Below are 15,347 nucleotides of genomic sequence, written 5' to 3' on the forward strand. Positions count from 1 at the left end.
CCCCCAGACCAACCGCCACATCTCCTTTCATGACTTCTGATAAACACACCCCCATCGCCCCCGCTCTGCCCAAGGCCCCCGTGGCCCGGCGCAATCCCATCGTTCTGGAACAGCTTGGCCGTACCCGCACAGATGCCTATGCATGGATGAAGGATGAAAACTGGCAGAAAGTCCTGCGTGATCCTTCTGTCCTGCGTGACGACATCCGCAGCCACCTGAAGCAGGAAAATGCCTATACGGATGCCGTACTGGCCGAAACGGTGCCGCTTCAGGAAGAACTCTTTAAAGAGATGGTTGGCCGCATCCCACCAGCAGAAGAATCCGTTCCCCTGCCGAGTGGCCCGTGGCTCTACAGCCTGCGCTACGAGAAGGACGCCCAGTATCCGCTCCATGTCCGCCGTCCCCGCAAGGCCGGTACCAACGAGGCCGATGGGCCGGAAGAAATCCTCCTGAACGTGAACGAGCTTGCTGCCCAGCACAGCTTCTACAGCCTCGCTCAGGCCGCCCATACAGAAGACCACCGCTATTACGTCTATGCTGAAGACGTGCAGGGTTCGGAAGTGTACCGGATTCAGGTCAAGGACCTCTCCACGGGTACGCTCTGCGCCCCCACCGTGGAAAGCAGCACGGGCAGCTTCACCCTCTCACCGGACAGCCAGTATCTTTTCTGGATTTACCGGGACGATCATGGCCGTCCCTCCCGCATCTACCGCCGCCCGCTTCTGGGAGGTGAGGACACGCTCATCTTCGATGAGACAGACCCCGGCTTCTTCCTCAGCATTGGCGTCAGCGCCTCCCGGAAATGGATCGCCATTGAACGGGGCGATCATGACACGAACGAGACCCTGCTCATCCCCGCTGCTGACCCGACAGCCATGCCCAGGGTGGCGGCACCACTGGTACGGGGCGAACGCTATAGCCTGACCCACTGGCATGACCGCTTCATCATCCTGACCAATGCAGGCGGGGCCATCGACTTCAAACTGATGACCGCCCCAGAAGCCACGCCAGACCGTGCCCACTGGCAGGAATTCCTGCCCCATGAGGATGGGCACTTCCTGCTTGGTGTCAGCGCTGGAAGGGACCATCTGGCATGGATTGAGCGGCGCAACGGCAATACGGAAATCTTCACCCTCAGCCGCAGTGATGCTGACAAGGGCGACATCCGCCGCCATGCCCACCATATCAGCATGGATGAGCCCGCCTATACGCTCAGCCTGCTGGGTGTTCTGGAATATGAACAGCCTGTCCTGCGCTATATCTACCAGTCCCCCACCACACCGGCGCATTGGTATGATTACGACATGCAGACCGGCGAGAAGATGCTCCGCAAGATACGGGATGTCCCCTCCGGGCATGACCCGGCTGCCTATGAGACACGCCGCCTTTTCGCACAGGCTGATGACGGGGCTCTGATACCCATCACCCTCCTGATGAAGAAAGGCACAGAGCTAAATGGAAAGAATCCCATGCTGCTCTATGGCTATGGGTCTTACGGTATCTCCATGGAGGCCAGCTTCTCCACCACAGCCCTCAGCCTCGTTGATCGTGGCGTGATTCACGCTACGGCCCATGTGCGAGGTGGCAGTGAGAAAGGCTGGAACTGGTTCCTTGAAGGCCGAGCCACCAAGAAGACCAACAGCTTCACCGACTTCATCAGCTGCGCCCGCCATCTGATTGCCGAGAAATACACCGCCGCCCGCCACATCGTGGCGCATGGCGGTTCAGCCGGTGGCCTGCTGATGGGCGCTATTGCCAACATGGCGCCAGAACTTTTTGCAGGCATTGCCGCACAGGTGCCCTTTGTGGACATGCTCAACACCATGTCCGACACATCCCTGCCTCTCACACCGCCAGAGTGGCCGGAATGGGGTAACCCGCTGACAGACCCGGAGGCTTATGACCTCATCGCCAGCTACTCCCCCTATGACAATATCCGCCCGGTAGCCTATCCGGCGATTCTGGCAATGGGTGGCCTGTCCGACCCCCGTGTGACCTACTGGGAGCCTGCCAAATGGATCGCCCGCCTGCGGGAAGAAGCACGCGGTGGCCCCTTCCTCTGCCAGATCAACATGGAGGCAGGCCATGGCGGGTCTTCAGGCCGTTTTGCCCGCCTGAAGGAAGTTGCCCTCGTGCAGGCCTTCGCCCTCTGGAGCCTGAAACGGGCAGCGCACTGACCGTCTAAAAGAAAAGCCCCTGCTCCTTTTTATGGGACAGGGGCTTTTTTCATGACGGGTTCATCACGTCACTGTAAATCATCGCTCTGTTCATCCGAATCGAGTTCGGAAAGCTGAGCGCATATTTTACCCAACCGGGCATTCTGTCCCGCAGCACCACCTTCGCAGGCTGTCTGAGCGTCCTTGCCACAGCTCGACACCACGCTCTCCATGTCCGATTCCAGCACATCTCGCAGAAGACCGACATCAAAGCTACGCTGGGCTGTTTCTTCCACATCAAGCTGTTTCTGCACCTTGTGCATCTCATCCAGATTCTTCAGGCAGAGTTTGCCCGCAGAACTGGGGCTGACCCGCAGAACGGCAAGGATGTTGTTCACCACGACACCCTTGGCATTCACGTTGGGGTCATCATCATCCGTCCGGGCAGAGCCTCCAGCCCATGCCGGGCTGGCAAGACAGGCCGCACCCAGAAGCAGGGCAAACCCGGCAGAACGGACGCGCACGGAAAAAAAAGAAGAAGACTGGCTCATGCCGGGCACCATAATCGGAAACAGATCAGGGGGAAATGGGGCTTTTCCTCTCCATAACCTTGACTCACCCCTACCTGACAGGGTATGCGGACGCCAAGTTTCGCGGGCGTTTTCAGCCCTGCATTATGAGAGCCGCTGCCCAACAGGGTAGACTGGCCTGTCTTTTCTGTCGGGGAGCCTGAACATCATGAAGATCCGTAACAGCCTGAAGTCCGCTAAGGTTCGTGACAAGAACTGCCGCATCGTGCGCCGTCGTGGTCGCGTGTATGTCATCAACAAGCAGAACCCGCGCATGAAGGCCCGTCAGGGCTGAGCTGACAGACCAATGAGACGGTGCGGCATGTCCACGGCTCCGCTGCACCGCTCTGTCTGTCACGCTTTCCAGCGTGCAGCCTCCTTCGGGGGGCTGAAGCCTCCTGCCTTGCGGCTGGGGGCTTTTTTTGTGGTGGTTTTCGGTAGCTTCTGCGTCATGTCTTCCGCCACTATGGCGGCCTCACCGCCCGCACATGAACAAGGCCACAATACCACTTCCCACGACAAACAGGCTCCATCTCCTCCTAAAAAACCACACAGGCCAAGCCTGAAAGAAAAACTGGAACAGACCGAGCAGACCATTGCCAGCGAGCAGGACGACCAGAAAGCCCAGAGCCTGATGAAAAAGGCCGAGACCCTGCGCCTCTATAGCGTAAAAAATAGTGGCCGCATCCTGCTCAACGAAGCACAGGATGAGCTCAAACAGGGCCACACCAGTGAGGCAGAAAAAGACCTCTCCGCTGCCCTGACCCTCCAGCCTGATAATGCCTTTCTCCGCCGCCAACGGGCGGCTGTCCGCTTCCTCGGCAATGATCTGACAGGCGCCGTACAGGATTTACAGGTCGCTCTGGTGGGTGATCCCGGCGATGCCCAAAGCTGGGACCTTCTGACACGCACACAGGAACAGCTCCATCACCCGCATCAGGCCCTCCATGCCTATACCGAGGCCCTGACACACGCCCCCCTGCTCCCCAATGGGCAGAAACGCTACAGGCAGCTTGAGCAACAGGCCAACGGCATCCCGGACTGATCACGCCCCTCCGGCTCTACATGAAAGAAACCGGGTCCACATCCACATCAATACGGGCATCATTCTTGCGTGGAGCCCCGTCCAGCCACCGCCGCAGCAGGGGCTGAAGGGCAATATTACGATGGGTCCGCAACAGAAGACGGTAACGATAACGGTCTCTCAATAAAGCCAGCGGAGCCGGAGCCGGTCCCAGAACCTGAATCCCTTCCCCCCGTGGTGCATGGAGTGCCAGAAGACGGGCCAGCTCCTCAGCCTGCCGCTCCTTTGGTGCACTGACGATCACCGCGGCCAGACGCCCGTAAGGCGGCCAGAAGCCGGGGCGTCTCTGGGCGGCTTCCTGCTCCATGAAGCTGATGAAGTCATTGGCCAGAAGGGCCTTCATCACCGGGTGATCGCCCGCATAGCTCTGCAACATCACCTGCCCCGGCTTCGTGCCACGCCCCGCACGGCCTGCCACCTGATGAAGAAGCTGCATGGTCCGTTCTGCTGCCCGCAGATCACCACCACCCAGCCCCAGATCAGCATCCACCACGCCAACAAGGGTCAGGTCCGGGAAGTGCCACCCCTTGGCCACGACCTGCGTGCCAATAATCAGGTCCACTTCCTTATTGGAGATTTTCCGCACGGCTTCTTCCATAGCTGTAGGAGAGGTCAGCGTATCGGAGGCCATGCTCAACAGCCGGGCATCGGGAAAACGGGCCTGCGCTTCCTCGTGAATCCGCTCTACGCCCGGCCCGATCGGCACGAGACTGTCCTGCGCCCCACAGGATGAACAGGCACTGATGAGCGGCTGGGTATATTCACAATGATGACAGGCCAGAATCCGCCGCCGCCTGTGTTCCACCATCCATGCCGAGCAGTGCGGGCATTGCAGACGATACCCGCAGGCCCGGCAGAGCGTCATCGGTGCATAGCCACGCCGGTTGAGAAACAGCATACTCTGCTCACCGGCCTGCATCCGCTCCTCAATACTCTCGCAGAGCAGAGGAGACAGGAACTGCCCCCGCTCCGGGCCATGCTCCTTCATGTCGATCAGGATGATTTCCGGCATCTGTGCTGCCCCATGCCGGGCCTCCAGCACTTCATGACGGAAACGGCCTTTCTGCACATTGACCAGCGTTTCCATAGAGGGAGTGGCAGAGACAAGAATGACCGCCGCCTGCACCAGACGGGCCCGCACGATGGCCATATCCCGCCCGTGATAAAGCACACCTTCTTCCTGCTTGTAGGTGTTCTCATGCTCCTCATCGACCACCACAAGCCCAAGGCGGGCAAAGGGCAGGAACAGGGCAGAGCGTGCCCCCACAACAACCTGCTGCCGTCCCTCCGCAATGGCACACCATGTTTCCCGCCGTGTCTTCTTCCCTAGCTCGGAGTGCCAGACAGCAGGCCGGATGCCAAAACGCCGCTCAAACCGTTCTGTCCACTGGGCCGTCAGGACAATCTCCGGCAGAAGCACCAGCACCTGCCGCCCCTGTTTCAGACACGCCGCTACAGCCTCGAAATAGACTTCCGTCTTACCGGAACCTGTCACCCCTTCCAGCAGCGTGACATTAAAGGCCCGTGCCTTCACCCCGGCCACCAGAGCCTCAGCCGCCTCAGCCTGTTCCTCGGACAGAACCGGCGGAGCATGCTCGGGGTTGGCCTGCTCGGAGGGAGATGATGCCTCCATGAGGCATTCTTCCAGAACGCCCGCATTGGCCAGACCACGAATCACCGCCGCGCTGGCTCCACTTGCCGCACTCAGCATCGCCGTGCTGCTGGGACTCCGGGCCTCCAGAGCCGCCAGAACAGCCTTACGGGCCGGTGTCAGACGCACGGACTCCGGCAGAGAGCCGGGTTTCCGTACCCACCCCATGGCAGGCTTCATCCCACCTGCCTGCGCTGGAACACGCAGGGCAATTGCCAGAACCATACCCGGCGCACTCAGCCCATAGGCTGCCACCCAATCAATGAACCGGCGTAGATCATCCGGCAGGGGCGGGACATGCTCCAGCACCCCCGTGATGGACCGCAGCTTCTCGAAAGCAATCACCCGCCCTTTAGCGGGCGGACGAAAATCAGGCGGAAGATGGGTAGGCTGGCTGTCCCAGACACAGCCTGTCAGCTCCTGCCGCCCCAGCGGCACACGCACCAGCGTACCCGGTGCCAGAGGCCTGTCAGACCGATAATCCAGCGGGCCATCAAAAGGGCGCGGCACCAGAACGGAAAGACGATGACCGGCTTCCATTCTCCTGCTATGGGGGGAGAGGCTGTTGTCTGCCATGCTTCCATCCTAACCTCTCCGGCGGGGAAATACCATGAGCCTTCCTTCTGGAAGCCCCACCTCAGGCTCCGTGAACATCCATACCGCCCATGAGGCTCTGACAGCATGGCAGGACTGGTTGACCTACGAAAAACGGGCCAGCAAGGCCACACGAACAGCCTATCTACATGATGTCTCTCTCGCTCTTGGGTTCTTCAGCCGTCATTTTGGTGGCGACCTGCCCCTGACAGCACTGGGCGAGCTGAAACTGGCTGATTTTCGCTCATGGCTGGCCCATGAGACAACCCGTGCCGAGAAAGCAGCCCGCCTCTATCCCGGTGGCCGCCATACGCCGGATGGCCACGCCCGCAGCCGGGCCCGCCGCATCTCCGCCCTGCGGGCCTTTTACCGCTATCTGGAAAAAGAACACCGCATCACCAATCCTGCCCTTGCCCTCCTCCGCAGCCCCCGCCTGAAGACCCGTCTCCCCCGCCCTCTAACGCCAGAAGCCGCCCGGATGGCCCCGGAAGGCATTGCCGAACAGACCATCAATAACGGTTTTGCCCTGCGGGATGCCGCCCTGTTCACCCTGCTTTACGGGGCTGGACTACGCATCAGCGAAGGGCTGGACCTTAATGTCGGAGACATAGAAAAAATCAGCGATGATATCCTGTTCGTCACGGGGAAAGGCGGGAAAGAACGAGCCGTACCCATTCTGCCGCAGGTCCGGCAGGCCCTGAATGACTGGCTGGCTGTTCATCCGTCCCCTCATGCCAATGCTCCGCTTTTCTGCGGTGTACGGGGCGGACGACTCAATCCGGGCGTAGCCCAGCGGGCCATGAGGCAGTGGCGCATGTCCGAAGGGCTGCCCGATTCTGCCACACCCCACGCCCTACGCCACGCCTTTGCGTCCCATCTCCTCCAGAATGGTGCTGACCTGCGCACGATTCAGGAGCTTCTGGGCCATGCCAGCCTCTCCAGCACACAGATATACACGCTGGCCGATGAACAGCACCTTATGGAGGTCTGGCAGAAAGCCCATCCCCGTGCCGATCGCTGACAGTACCTGACCTTTCTTTTCTCTGACGCCATTTCCGGGCAGACCCATTACCTCATGACTACGCACACCACCCGTTTTCTTCCTGTCCTTTCCGGCCTGCTGCTGGCTTTCCACTGTTTCCTGTCTTCCTCTGCGGCTCTGGCCTCCGGGCCTGAATCAGCCTGCCGCCAGACGCACATCACCACGCTCCCCCTCAAGGAAACGGGATATTACCTGACAACCGTGGCGCAGATTCATGGCCGCTCCCTCTCCATGATTGTCGATACAGGGTCGGAAGGCAGCCTACTGACGCCGGATGCCATTGGTCGGCTGCATCTCACACCCAATGAAGAAGACGCCACCATCATCTCCGGGCCGGACGGGCGAGGCCATGTCGTGCCGACCATACAGCTGGCCTCCATCACGCTGGGGCAACTCACCTATCATCATCCCATCCTGCCACTGGGCGCCCTGCCGGGCTTCCCTGCCATACAGCCGCCCGTGCTGGGGCTGATCGGCATGGATCTGCTCGGTCATTATGATCTGGACCTCGACCTCCCCCATCACAGGCTAAGCCTGTGGGAAATTCGCAGCAGTTCCATCCTCTGCCGCCAGCCACCCTTCTGGTCCCGGCCGGGGCAGAAACTCGTCTCCCAGCGCATCCGCAATCGCTTCTTCATTCCCTTTACGCTGGATGGTCAGACAGGCCTTGCGCTGATCGACAGCGGTGCCCGCTCCCACATCATCAGCAAGGACTTCGTGCACAGGCTGGGCATCACGAAAGAGGAGCTGGACCGCGACCCCGGTGGCACAAGCGCCGGTATTGGCGACAGGGAACACCGCTATCACTGGCATCGTTTTAACCGCCTCACCCTTGGCGGTCAGACACAACTTCACCCGGTGCTTACCGTAACCTCCCTGCATGAGCAGGCCGATATGCTTTTAGGCGCCGACTGGCTGCTCCATCATCAGCTCTGGCTCTCGGCAGGGCCGGAACGCGCTGTTTTCATACAAAAACCCTGAAAGAGGATCTTCATGAAGAAAAACGTAAAAAAGTGATATTTCTCTATTGCCATCATCCCCGTATCCCGCTAGATAGACGCCATCCCAAGGGAACAACGCTTTCACAGAAAAGCGAAAGACTGCGGGTGTAGCTCAGTTGGTTAGAGCGCCGGCCTGTCACGCCGGAGGTCGCGGGTTCGAGCCCCGTCACTCGCGCCACTCCTTTCTCAGAAAAGGGTGGCGCTTTTTTTATCCCTTCCCCCACCATATAATCTGACCTTGCACCGGAATGAGCATTTCATTCTTCCCGGCGCAAGAAAACCCTTGCATCCTGAGCGCAGCTGCCCGACATCTCTGCCCATGCCTTATACTGTCAAGGAACTATTCGCCACATTGCAGGGTGAAGGGGCCCATGCCGGGCGTGCCGCCATATTCTGCCGCTTCACTGGCTGCAATCTCTGGTCTGGTCGGGAAGAAGACCGCCATAAAGCCCAATGCACCTTCTGCGATACGGACTTCATCGGGACGGACGGCCCCGGCGGAGGACGCTTTACCACAGCCGAAGCTCTAGCCGCTGCACTGGATGAGTGCTGGCAGGCCCATACCACAGATGCAGCTCACCGTTATGTGGTCTTCACAGGGGGGGAACCTCTGCTTCAGCTCAATGATGCCCTGATTGCCGCCGTAAAGGCCCGTGGCTTCACCATCGCCGTGGAGACCAATGGCAGCCTGCCTGCCCCTGAAGGCATTGACTGGATATGCGTCAGCCCTAAGCCCGGCCAGCCGCTGAAACAGACACACGGCCATGAGCTGAAACTCGTCTATCCACAGCAGACCCTGACACCGGAACAGTTCGCTGCGCTTAACTTCCAGCATTTCTGGCTTCAGCCCATGGATGGACCGGACAGACTTGCCAATACGGAACAAGCCGTACGCTACTGCCAGAGCCATCCCCAATGGCGGCTGAGCCTGCAAACCCACAAACTGATCGGAATCCCCTGATGACGACCTCCTCAACACCTTCCGCCAGCCATCAGGCCGCCCAGAATCGCCGTGCGCTCGTTCTGTTCTCCGGGGGGCAGGATTCCGCCACCTGTCTGGCATGGGCGCTGCATCATTTCGATCATGTCGAGACAGTCGGCTTTGCCTATGGGCAACGCCACGCCGTGGAGCTGGACTGCCGCACCACCCTCCGGCAGAGCATCAGCGCCCAGAATCCCCATTGGGCCACAAAACTGGGAGAGGACCACACGATTGACCTCGCCAGCCTCGGCGCCCTCTCCGACACGGCCCTGACACGGGATGCGGAAATCAGCATGGGAGAAAACGGCCTGCCCAACACCTTCGTGCCGGGCCGGAACCTGATCTTCCTGACCTTTGCCGCCGCTCTCGCCTTCCGCCGGAGCATCCGCCATATCATTACTGGCGTGTGTGAAACGGATTATTCCGGTTATCCGGACTGCCGGGATGACACCATCAAGGCCCTTCAGGTAGCCCTCAATCTGGGTATGGAGCAGCGTTTTGTCCTCCACACGCCGCTCATGTGGATCAACAAGGCGCAGACATGGCAGCTCTGCCATGAGCTGGGTGGCGATACGCTGACAGAAACCATCCGCCATGAAAGCCATTCCTGCTATAAGGGAGACCGCGCCCATGAACACGCATGGGGCTTCGGCTGTGGGGACTGTCCTGCCTGTACCCTGCGTGCCGAAGGATGGCGGCAGTATCAGGAGGGGGTATGAACGACATCACCCGGACAGAACTGGTTTTTACACGGCGCTTCTGTATGGGGCACCGGCTCATTTCAGGCAGCAGCGAGCGTTGTGCCATCCCGCACGGGCATAATGAATATGTCACCGTCACGCTGGTCCCCGGCCCCAATGCTCCGCAGAATCAGCGGCTGGATGGGCACAGCAACATGCTGCTCCCTTTTGCAGAGGCCAAAGGCCGCTGGCATCGCTTTATTGATGAACGGATGGATCACAGCTTTCAGCTTTCCGAGTCCGACCCGCTTCTGGGCTGGTTCGCCGAGCACGAGCCCCAGAGGCTGGAACGGATTGTCGTCACGCCCGGCGACCCGACAACGGAACTGCTCGCTGCCCTGCTCATGAGCAAACTCCGGGCCTTCCTAACCGCACAAGGCGGGCTGCTGGCTCCTGCCTCGCTGGAGATCAAGGAAACACCCACCAACACGGTGCGCCTGCATGGCGATCCGTCCCTCTATCTTCCACTCACAGACCGTCCGGCAGAATCATGCTGGTGGCACCGGGCTGACGATACCACCAGAAATTAACGCCAGAATCAGTCCCGCATCAGGGCCATGACTTCCTGACGGGCCTGTGCATCTTCGGCCCAGAGACCATAAGAACCTGTCGTCACGGTCGTGGCACCGGGGCTGCGGACACCCCGCAGGCTCATGCACATATGTTCTGCTTCCACCACGACCAGAACAGCTTTCGGCTTCAGCACCTCTACTATTGCCTGCACGATCTGGTCTGTCAGACGTTCCTGAAGCTGGGGACGGCGAGCATAGCCTTCCACGACACGGGCCAGCTTGCTCAGCCCTGTCAGACGTCCCCCCTCCGGCAGATAGGCCACATGGGCACGCCCCAGAACCGGCAGAAGGTGATGCTCACAGGTGGACTGAAAGCGGATATCCTTCACCAGCACCATGCCGCCATGCTGGTCGGCACTGAACTGTTTCTTCAGATGGTCCCGTGGATCCTCATACAGGCCAGAAAAGATTTCCAGATACATCTTTGCCACACGGTCCGGCGTGTCCCGCAGCCCTTCACGGGTCGGGTCTTCCCCGATGGCGTGCAGAAGCTCCCGCACACCACTGGCAATGCGGCTGATGGCATCATCTGGCCGGGTGATCGCCCCAGCGGCTCCCTCCGGTGTCGGAACCTGTCCTACTGGCCCCGGACTCTCTATCTTACTGGCTGACATTCAGCATCCCCTCAACTTCATCCACCCTGCACCGGCTTTCGCCGTGTCACATCCCCAGCTACACGATCCAACTCTGCTAACGCTTCCGTAACGGAACGTCCAGCAATCTCAAGCCCCGGCTCCAGCTCGGCAAGAGGTTCCAGCACAAAAGCCCGATCAAAAAGATGAGCGTGTGGCAGTTTCAGGAGAGGGTGATCCACGGCCCCCTTACTATGAAAGAGCAGGTCAATATCCACGGCCCGCTCGCCCCAGCGCCTTCCCGGCACACGGCCCAGACGCTGCTCAATCTCCTTGCAGAGCCCCAGAACAGCCTGAGGGGACAGGGTCGTCCGCCCCAGTGCGGCAATATTCACGAAGGGCGGCTGATCCTCCACACCCCACGGGGCGCTATCATAGAAGGATGAAACCGCATCAATCTCCAGTCCGGCCTGATGGCCCAGCGCCTCCACGGCGGCCCGCAGAACGGCCTCACGCTCGCCCAGATTCGCCCCCAGTGAGAACCCGACCCGATGTTCCCGCCGCCGTGCCACCGTGACAGAAACATCCTCCACCACATGCGGCACAGGAGCCGAAGGCTTGCGCACCGTGACAGACACATCCTCCACGGCGGGGCAGTCCGCCAGCACGGCAGCGCAGATGCGCCCGGCCAGCGTTTCGATCAGCTTGCAGGGTTCAGCCTGAAAGACCCGTTCAGCACTCTGGCAAAGCTGCCCGTAACAGACGGCCTGCGTGTAATCATCTCCGGCAATCGCTGCAGAGAGATCAGCCTGTACCTCCAGCGAAATATAAAAGCGCTGGCCAAGGCGTGTTTCTTCCGCATGGACACCATGATGCCCGAACAGGCAGAGATCATGCACCCGCACACTGGTCAGAGCCGGAGTGATCATACCATGTCTCCCTTCACCATCCCGTTCACGGCCAGCAGAGCCGTCATGTCCAGCATGTCCCTATGTGCCTGCACGTCATGAACCCGCAACATGCAGGCCCCCTGCGTTGCGCCGTACAGATTGGCAGCCAAAGTAGCCGGAAGACGATCATGCACCTCCCGCCCCAGCAACATGCCAAACATGGATTTACGGGAGACACCCAACAGCACGGGCAGCTCGTAATAAGCCTCCAGACGGCGCAGATTCTGCACAGCCCAGAGATTCTGCATCACCGTCTTACCGAACCCCACACCGGGGTCCAACAGAATGGACTCCCGTGCAATACCTGCCCGCCGGGCCAGCTTCAGGGAACGATCAAAAAAGCGCCGCCAGTCATCCCACATATCGATACTGGCATCGACAACCTCTCGATTATGCATCACGGCGACCACAGCATCCGCTGCAGCCACGACAGACGCCATATCGGGATCAGCCTGCAAACCCCATACGTCATTAACCATCTGCGCTCCAGCCACCAGAGCCCGCCGGGCCACGGAAGCCTTTGTCGTATCCACAGACAGCACGGCGCCTTCTTTGGCCAGAGGGGTCAGAACGGGCTTCAGGCGCTGCCATTCTTCCTCTGCATCCACGGGGGTGAAGCCCGGCCTTGTGGATTCAGCCCCCACATCCAGCAGGTCCGCCCCTTCTTCCATCAGCGTATGGGCCTGCTTCAAGGCGGCATCCGGTGTGAAGAACTGCCCGCCATCAGAAAAGGAGTCCGGTGTGACATTCACGATCCCCATCAGCAGGGGGCGCCGCCATGAGGGAGAAGAACGGGCCGACCACCAGCCCGCCATCTGCTCTGCAAGGGTCATTGTCTCAATCCTTCATCAGCAGATGAGACTCAGCCTTTCCGGGCGGCCTCAAGAAACTGCTCCATCTGTTCCATGCCCAGCGCACCGGGAGCCACTGCCGCCTGACCAAACAGGAAGGTCGGTGTTCCCTGCACGCCCACGCTCTGAGCCTGACTGAGATTAGCGGCCAGAATGCCCATAACGGCCTGACCTTTCATATCCTTGTCAAAGCGGGTCATATCGAGCTTCAGACTTTTGGCAATGTCCCGAATATGCTCCATGCTGGGCTTGCCTGTCTCGTCCATCAGGCGGCGGCGCATGGCGTCATACTGCCCCTGAAAGGCCGCCGCATAGATAGCCCGTGCATCCAGAATACTGGCATCTCCCAAGACGGGAATGACCTTCTCCACAAGGCGGACATCCGAGTGCTTGGCAAGGAACTGATCCACCACCGGCGCCATATGACGGCAATACGTGCAGCGTGGGTCCAGAAACTCCACAACCGTAACCTGCCCCTGCGGATTGCCTCGCACAGCATAAGAGGGCGCTGTGGAAAGAGCCTGCCAATTAGCCCGCACGGCAGCCTTTACATGAGCTTCCTGCTGGGAGCTGGCCTGCTGACGAATAGACTGGATGGCATCGGACAGGATGCTCGGATCATTCTTCAACGCATCACGGACGATTTCCACAATGGCCGCCCGCTGCTTCTCATTAAAAACGGCTTCACCCGCTGCATGGGCCGGGCCGGAAGGCAGCAGCCCTACCAAGGGCAGACCAGCCAGCAACGACAGGGAAAATGACTTTACACGCTTCTTCATGGTCGTGCCTTCCATATAGTTATTAGTTATGCAGTATTGCCTGTATTAAAGACCCAGAAGCAGCCTACCACACATGACCCATGCAGGAAGGGCAACCCCACTGACCTATTCTGTTAAACAGCAAACTAGCTCGCTTTTGAAGCCCCCTGCCCTCTCCCACAGCCCGACAGGCCCCACTTTCCGGCCTACAGCCAAAAGATGAAGGGAGCGTGAAAACCACCAGATGCAGGCTTGCCCTCCCATCCATGGCAGTTTAACGCTATGATGCCTGGAGCTGGGAGCTGCCTGCGGTTTCCGCCATCCCTATTCCTATAGCCTTGTTGTGACCTGAAACACTGGAGAGCCGCCACCGTGGTAAAGCATGACAGCCAGCCCCCTCACCGCCCCTGCCTGTCTGACAGACCCGCCCCCCGGTGGGCACGCAGGTTCGGCCTGCTGGCCTCCTTGAGCCTTCTCAGCACCAGCCTCGTTGCCTGTTCGGGTGGAAAAAGCCTCAAACACCATCTTTTCGGGCCGACCACACCCACCGCAAAAACCAATACGGGCATCGTGGTTGCGGATGAGCCGCAGGCCGCCCTGATTGGCCGTGACGTTCTGGCCCGTGGGGGCAATGCTGCCGATGCCGCCACGGCAACCGCCTTTGCCCTGTCCGTCACGCTGCCATCCCGTGCCTCTCTTGGCGGCGGTGGGGCCTGCCTTGTATCCCGACCCGGCCAACCCGCTGAAAGCATCTCCTTCATGCCTGTTGATGGTACAGGCCCCGGCGGAGACCGGCCCGCTGCCGTGCCTATGATGGCCCGTGGCTTGTTCCTGCTCAATCTCCGGTACGGTTCTGTCCAGCTTGGTGATACGATTGACCCCGCTATCACCCTTGGCCAGCAGGGTATCACAGTCAGTCGCCAGCTGGCTGAGGACATCGCAGCCGTCAAAGGGCCACTATTCTCCAACGAGGAGATGAAAGCGCTATTCAGCAAGAATGGCACTGACATCGCCATGGGAGAGGGCGACCAGCTCACCCAGCCACGCCTCACCTCCTTCCTCTCCCGCCTGAAGCTGGTCGGGGTTGGTGATCTATATACGGGCGCTCTGTCGGACGTATTCGTCACGCAGGCCAATAAGGCAGGCGCCGCCCTGACACGGGACGATTTGCGCCGCTCTCTACCCGGCCAGACCTCCGCCCTGCATTTTTCCAGCGGTCCATATCGCCTGAGCTTCCTTGCACCACCAGCAGATGGTGGGTTGGGCAGTGCTGTTGCCTTCCGCCAGAACCTGCGAGCTGAAAATGTCATCAGCGCATGGCGCCATTCCGGCCTGAAGACCCTTCAGGAAGGCCAGGTCTTCATGGCATCCGGCCGCAGTGATGCGACTGGCCTGCCGCCCCTGCCTGCCTCTACCTCCTTTGTCGTGCGTGATGGGCATGGGCTGAGCGTTGGCTGTGTTCTGACAGAAAACAACCTGTTCGGCACGGGGCGTCTGGCAGGCAGCACAGGTGTCATTCTGGCAGGTGCACCACGGTACTATCCCCGCCCTCTCCTGAGCGCTGCCATCATTGATTCTCCGCGCAAACGGGTACAGGCCGTCTTTGCCGCTTCTGGACAGAATGATGCCGCTCAGGCCGTTGCAGATGCTCTCCGGCAACTCACGCAAGGCCAGACCGTCAGCGCATCCACAGGAACAGGGCAGCTCAACAGCATCATCTGCTCTGGCAATCACTGTGCTGGTCAAGCAGCTCCCAACGGCAAAGGGCTAAGCGCCCAGACGATCACCGGCAAATCAGCGAAGTAAAACCATTCCCTGCCCCCAC

The 15,347-nt window shown here is 60.0% G+C and carries 15 protein-coding genes and 1 tRNA gene; 10 read left to right on the forward strand and 6 right to left on the reverse strand.

Annotated elements, in window-relative coordinates; all coding sequences use genetic code 11:
• The first annotated feature begins 29 nt into the window (after positions 1 to 29).
• Positions 30 to 2,177, forward strand: a complete 2,148-nt coding sequence (locus NQF86_RS08235) for a S9 family peptidase (protein WP_266117158.1) — start codon at positions 30 to 32, stop codon at positions 2,175 to 2,177.
• A gap of 68 nt (positions 2,178 to 2,245) precedes the next feature.
• Here NQF86_RS08235 and NQF86_RS08240 read toward each other — a convergent pair whose 3' ends face one another.
• Complete coding sequence (locus tag NQF86_RS08240) at positions 2,246 to 2,707, reverse strand: hypothetical protein (protein WP_266117159.1); 462 nt, start codon at positions 2,705 to 2,707, stop codon at positions 2,246 to 2,248.
• Positions 2,708 to 2,894: 187 nt separating this feature from the next.
• On the opposite strand from NQF86_RS08240, the gene ykgO reads away from it, so the two are divergent.
• Together ykgO and NQF86_RS08250 are read left to right on the forward strand one after the other, a co-directional pair.
• Positions 2,895 to 3,020 carry a type B 50S ribosomal protein L36 gene (ykgO, locus tag NQF86_RS08245; RefSeq protein ID WP_266117160.1) on the forward strand — a complete coding sequence of 42 codons (126 nt, stop codon included), beginning with the start codon at positions 2,895 to 2,897 and terminating at the stop codon, positions 3,018 to 3,020.
• Positions 3,021 to 3,047: 27 nt separating this feature from the next.
• Positions 3,048 to 3,770: a tetratricopeptide repeat protein gene (locus NQF86_RS08250; RefSeq protein WP_266117161.1), complete on the forward strand. Its 723-nt coding sequence runs from the start codon at positions 3,048 to 3,050 to the stop codon at positions 3,768 to 3,770.
• Between the two features lie 16 nt (positions 3,771 to 3,786).
• Here the strand turns inward: NQF86_RS08250 and NQF86_RS08255 are convergent, their stop codons facing one another.
• Positions 3,787 to 6,036 carry a primosomal protein N' gene (locus tag NQF86_RS08255; protein ID WP_266117162.1) on the reverse strand — a complete coding sequence of 750 codons (2,250 nt, stop codon included), beginning with the start codon at positions 6,034 to 6,036 and terminating at the stop codon, positions 3,787 to 3,789.
• 34 nt (positions 6,037 to 6,070) lie between these two features.
• Between NQF86_RS08255 and NQF86_RS08260 the strand changes: the two genes are divergently transcribed.
• The 6 genes from NQF86_RS08260 (at position 6,071) to NQF86_RS08285 (ending at position 10,349) form a co-directional block, all read left to right on the forward strand.
• Positions 6,071 to 7,075: a tyrosine recombinase XerC gene (locus NQF86_RS08260; RefSeq protein WP_266117163.1), complete on the forward strand. Its 1,005-nt coding sequence runs from the start codon at positions 6,071 to 6,073 to the stop codon at positions 7,073 to 7,075.
• A 54-nt stretch (positions 7,076 to 7,129) separates the two neighbouring features.
• Positions 7,130 to 8,077 carry a retroviral-like aspartic protease family protein gene (locus NQF86_RS08265; RefSeq protein ID WP_266117164.1) on the forward strand — a complete coding sequence of 316 codons (948 nt, stop codon included), beginning with the start codon at positions 7,130 to 7,132 and terminating at the stop codon, positions 8,075 to 8,077.
• 121 nt (positions 8,078 to 8,198) lie between these two features.
• Positions 8,199 to 8,275 (forward strand) — tRNA-Asp (locus NQF86_RS08270).
• Between the two features lie 141 nt (positions 8,276 to 8,416).
• Complete coding sequence (gene queE, locus NQF86_RS08275; protein ID WP_266117165.1) at positions 8,417 to 9,058, forward strand: 7-carboxy-7-deazaguanine synthase; 642 nt, start codon at positions 8,417 to 8,419, stop codon at positions 9,056 to 9,058.
• Positions 9,058 to 9,798 (forward strand): 7-cyano-7-deazaguanine synthase QueC, encoded by a 741-nt coding sequence (gene queC / locus NQF86_RS08280; protein ID WP_266117166.1) that lies wholly within the window; start codon positions 9,058 to 9,060, stop codon positions 9,796 to 9,798. The genes queE and queC overlap by 1 nt, the downstream gene beginning before the upstream one ends.
• Complete coding sequence (locus NQF86_RS08285; RefSeq protein ID WP_266117167.1) at positions 9,795 to 10,349, forward strand: 6-pyruvoyl trahydropterin synthase family protein; 555 nt, start codon at positions 9,795 to 9,797, stop codon at positions 10,347 to 10,349. Before queC ends, NQF86_RS08285 begins: the two co-directional genes overlap by 4 nt.
• A gap of 8 nt (positions 10,350 to 10,357) precedes the next feature.
• Here the strand turns inward: NQF86_RS08285 and folE are convergent, their stop codons facing one another.
• Genes folE through NQF86_RS08305 form a run of 4 tightly spaced genes read right to left on the reverse strand, consistent with a single transcriptional unit; the run spans position 10,358 to position 13,543 of the window.
• A complete protein-coding gene (gene folE / locus NQF86_RS08290) occupies positions 10,358 to 11,005 on the reverse strand; it encodes a GTP cyclohydrolase I FolE (RefSeq protein ID WP_266117168.1) in 648 nt (215 codons plus the stop codon).
• Between the two features lie 17 nt (positions 11,006 to 11,022).
• Complete coding sequence (gene folK, locus NQF86_RS08295) at positions 11,023 to 11,892, reverse strand: 2-amino-4-hydroxy-6-hydroxymethyldihydropteridine diphosphokinase (RefSeq protein WP_266117169.1); 870 nt, start codon at positions 11,890 to 11,892, stop codon at positions 11,023 to 11,025.
• On the reverse strand, positions 11,889 to 12,746 hold the full coding sequence (gene folP / locus NQF86_RS08300) for a dihydropteroate synthase (RefSeq protein WP_266117170.1): 858 nt from the start codon (positions 12,744 to 12,746) through the stop codon (positions 11,889 to 11,891). The genes folK and folP overlap by 4 nt, the downstream gene beginning before the upstream one ends.
• Before the next feature lie 29 nt (positions 12,747 to 12,775).
• On the reverse strand, positions 12,776 to 13,543 hold the full coding sequence (locus NQF86_RS08305; RefSeq protein ID WP_266117171.1) for a DsbA family protein: 768 nt from the start codon (positions 13,541 to 13,543) through the stop codon (positions 12,776 to 12,778).
• 351 nt (positions 13,544 to 13,894) lie between these two features.
• On the opposite strand from NQF86_RS08305, the gene NQF86_RS08310 reads away from it, so the two are divergent.
• Positions 13,895 to 15,328, forward strand: coding sequence for a gamma-glutamyltransferase (locus NQF86_RS08310; protein ID WP_266117172.1), 1,434 nt, complete (start codon positions 13,895 to 13,897; stop codon positions 15,326 to 15,328).
• The last annotated feature ends 19 nt before the right edge of the window (positions 15,329 to 15,347 follow it).

The organism is Bombella pluederhausensis (assembly GCF_026385525.1).
GTDB lineage: Bacteria > Pseudomonadota > Alphaproteobacteria > Acetobacterales > Acetobacteraceae > Bombella > Bombella pluederhausensis.

What these genes read in the sequence shown, in the direction of transcription:
- ykgO (WP_266117160.1), top strand. Translation starts at nt 2,895, where the DNA reads ATGAAGATCCGTAACAGCCTGAAGTCCGCTAAGGTTCGTGACAAGAAC.
- NQF86_RS08285 (WP_266117167.1), top strand. Translation starts at nt 9,795, where the DNA reads ATGAACGACATCACCCGGACAGAACTGGTTTTTACACGGCGCTTCTGT.
- folE (WP_266117168.1), bottom strand. Translation starts at nt 11,005, where the DNA reads ATGTCAGCCAGTAAGATAGAGAGTCCGGGGCCAGTAGGACAGGTTCCG.
- NQF86_RS08260 (WP_266117163.1), top strand. Translation starts at nt 6,071, where the DNA reads ATGAGCCTTCCTTCTGGAAGCCCCACCTCAGGCTCCGTGAACATCCAT.
- queE (WP_266117165.1), top strand. Translation starts at nt 8,417, where the DNA reads ATGCCTTATACTGTCAAGGAACTATTCGCCACATTGCAGGGTGAAGGG.
- NQF86_RS08255 (WP_266117162.1), bottom strand. Translation starts at nt 6,036, where the DNA reads ATGGCAGACAACAGCCTCTCCCCCCATAGCAGGAGAATGGAAGCCGGT.
- NQF86_RS08305 (WP_266117171.1), bottom strand. Translation starts at nt 13,543, where the DNA reads ATGAAGAAGCGTGTAAAGTCATTTTCCCTGTCGTTGCTGGCTGGTCTG.
- NQF86_RS08240 (WP_266117159.1), bottom strand. Translation starts at nt 2,707, where the DNA reads ATGAGCCAGTCTTCTTCTTTTTTTTCCGTGCGCGTCCGTTCTGCCGGG.
- NQF86_RS08235 (WP_266117158.1), top strand. Translation starts at nt 30, where the DNA reads ATGACTTCTGATAAACACACCCCCATCGCCCCCGCTCTGCCCAAGGCC.
- folK (WP_266117169.1), bottom strand. Translation starts at nt 11,892, where the DNA reads ATGATCACTCCGGCTCTGACCAGTGTGCGGGTGCATGATCTCTGCCTG.
- queC (WP_266117166.1), top strand. Translation starts at nt 9,058, where the DNA reads ATGACGACCTCCTCAACACCTTCCGCCAGCCATCAGGCCGCCCAGAAT.
- folP (WP_266117170.1), bottom strand. Translation starts at nt 12,746, where the DNA reads ATGACCCTTGCAGAGCAGATGGCGGGCTGGTGGTCGGCCCGTTCTTCT.
- NQF86_RS08250 (WP_266117161.1), top strand. Translation starts at nt 3,048, where the DNA reads ATGTCCACGGCTCCGCTGCACCGCTCTGTCTGTCACGCTTTCCAGCGT.
- NQF86_RS08265 (WP_266117164.1), top strand. Translation starts at nt 7,130, where the DNA reads ATGACTACGCACACCACCCGTTTTCTTCCTGTCCTTTCCGGCCTGCTG.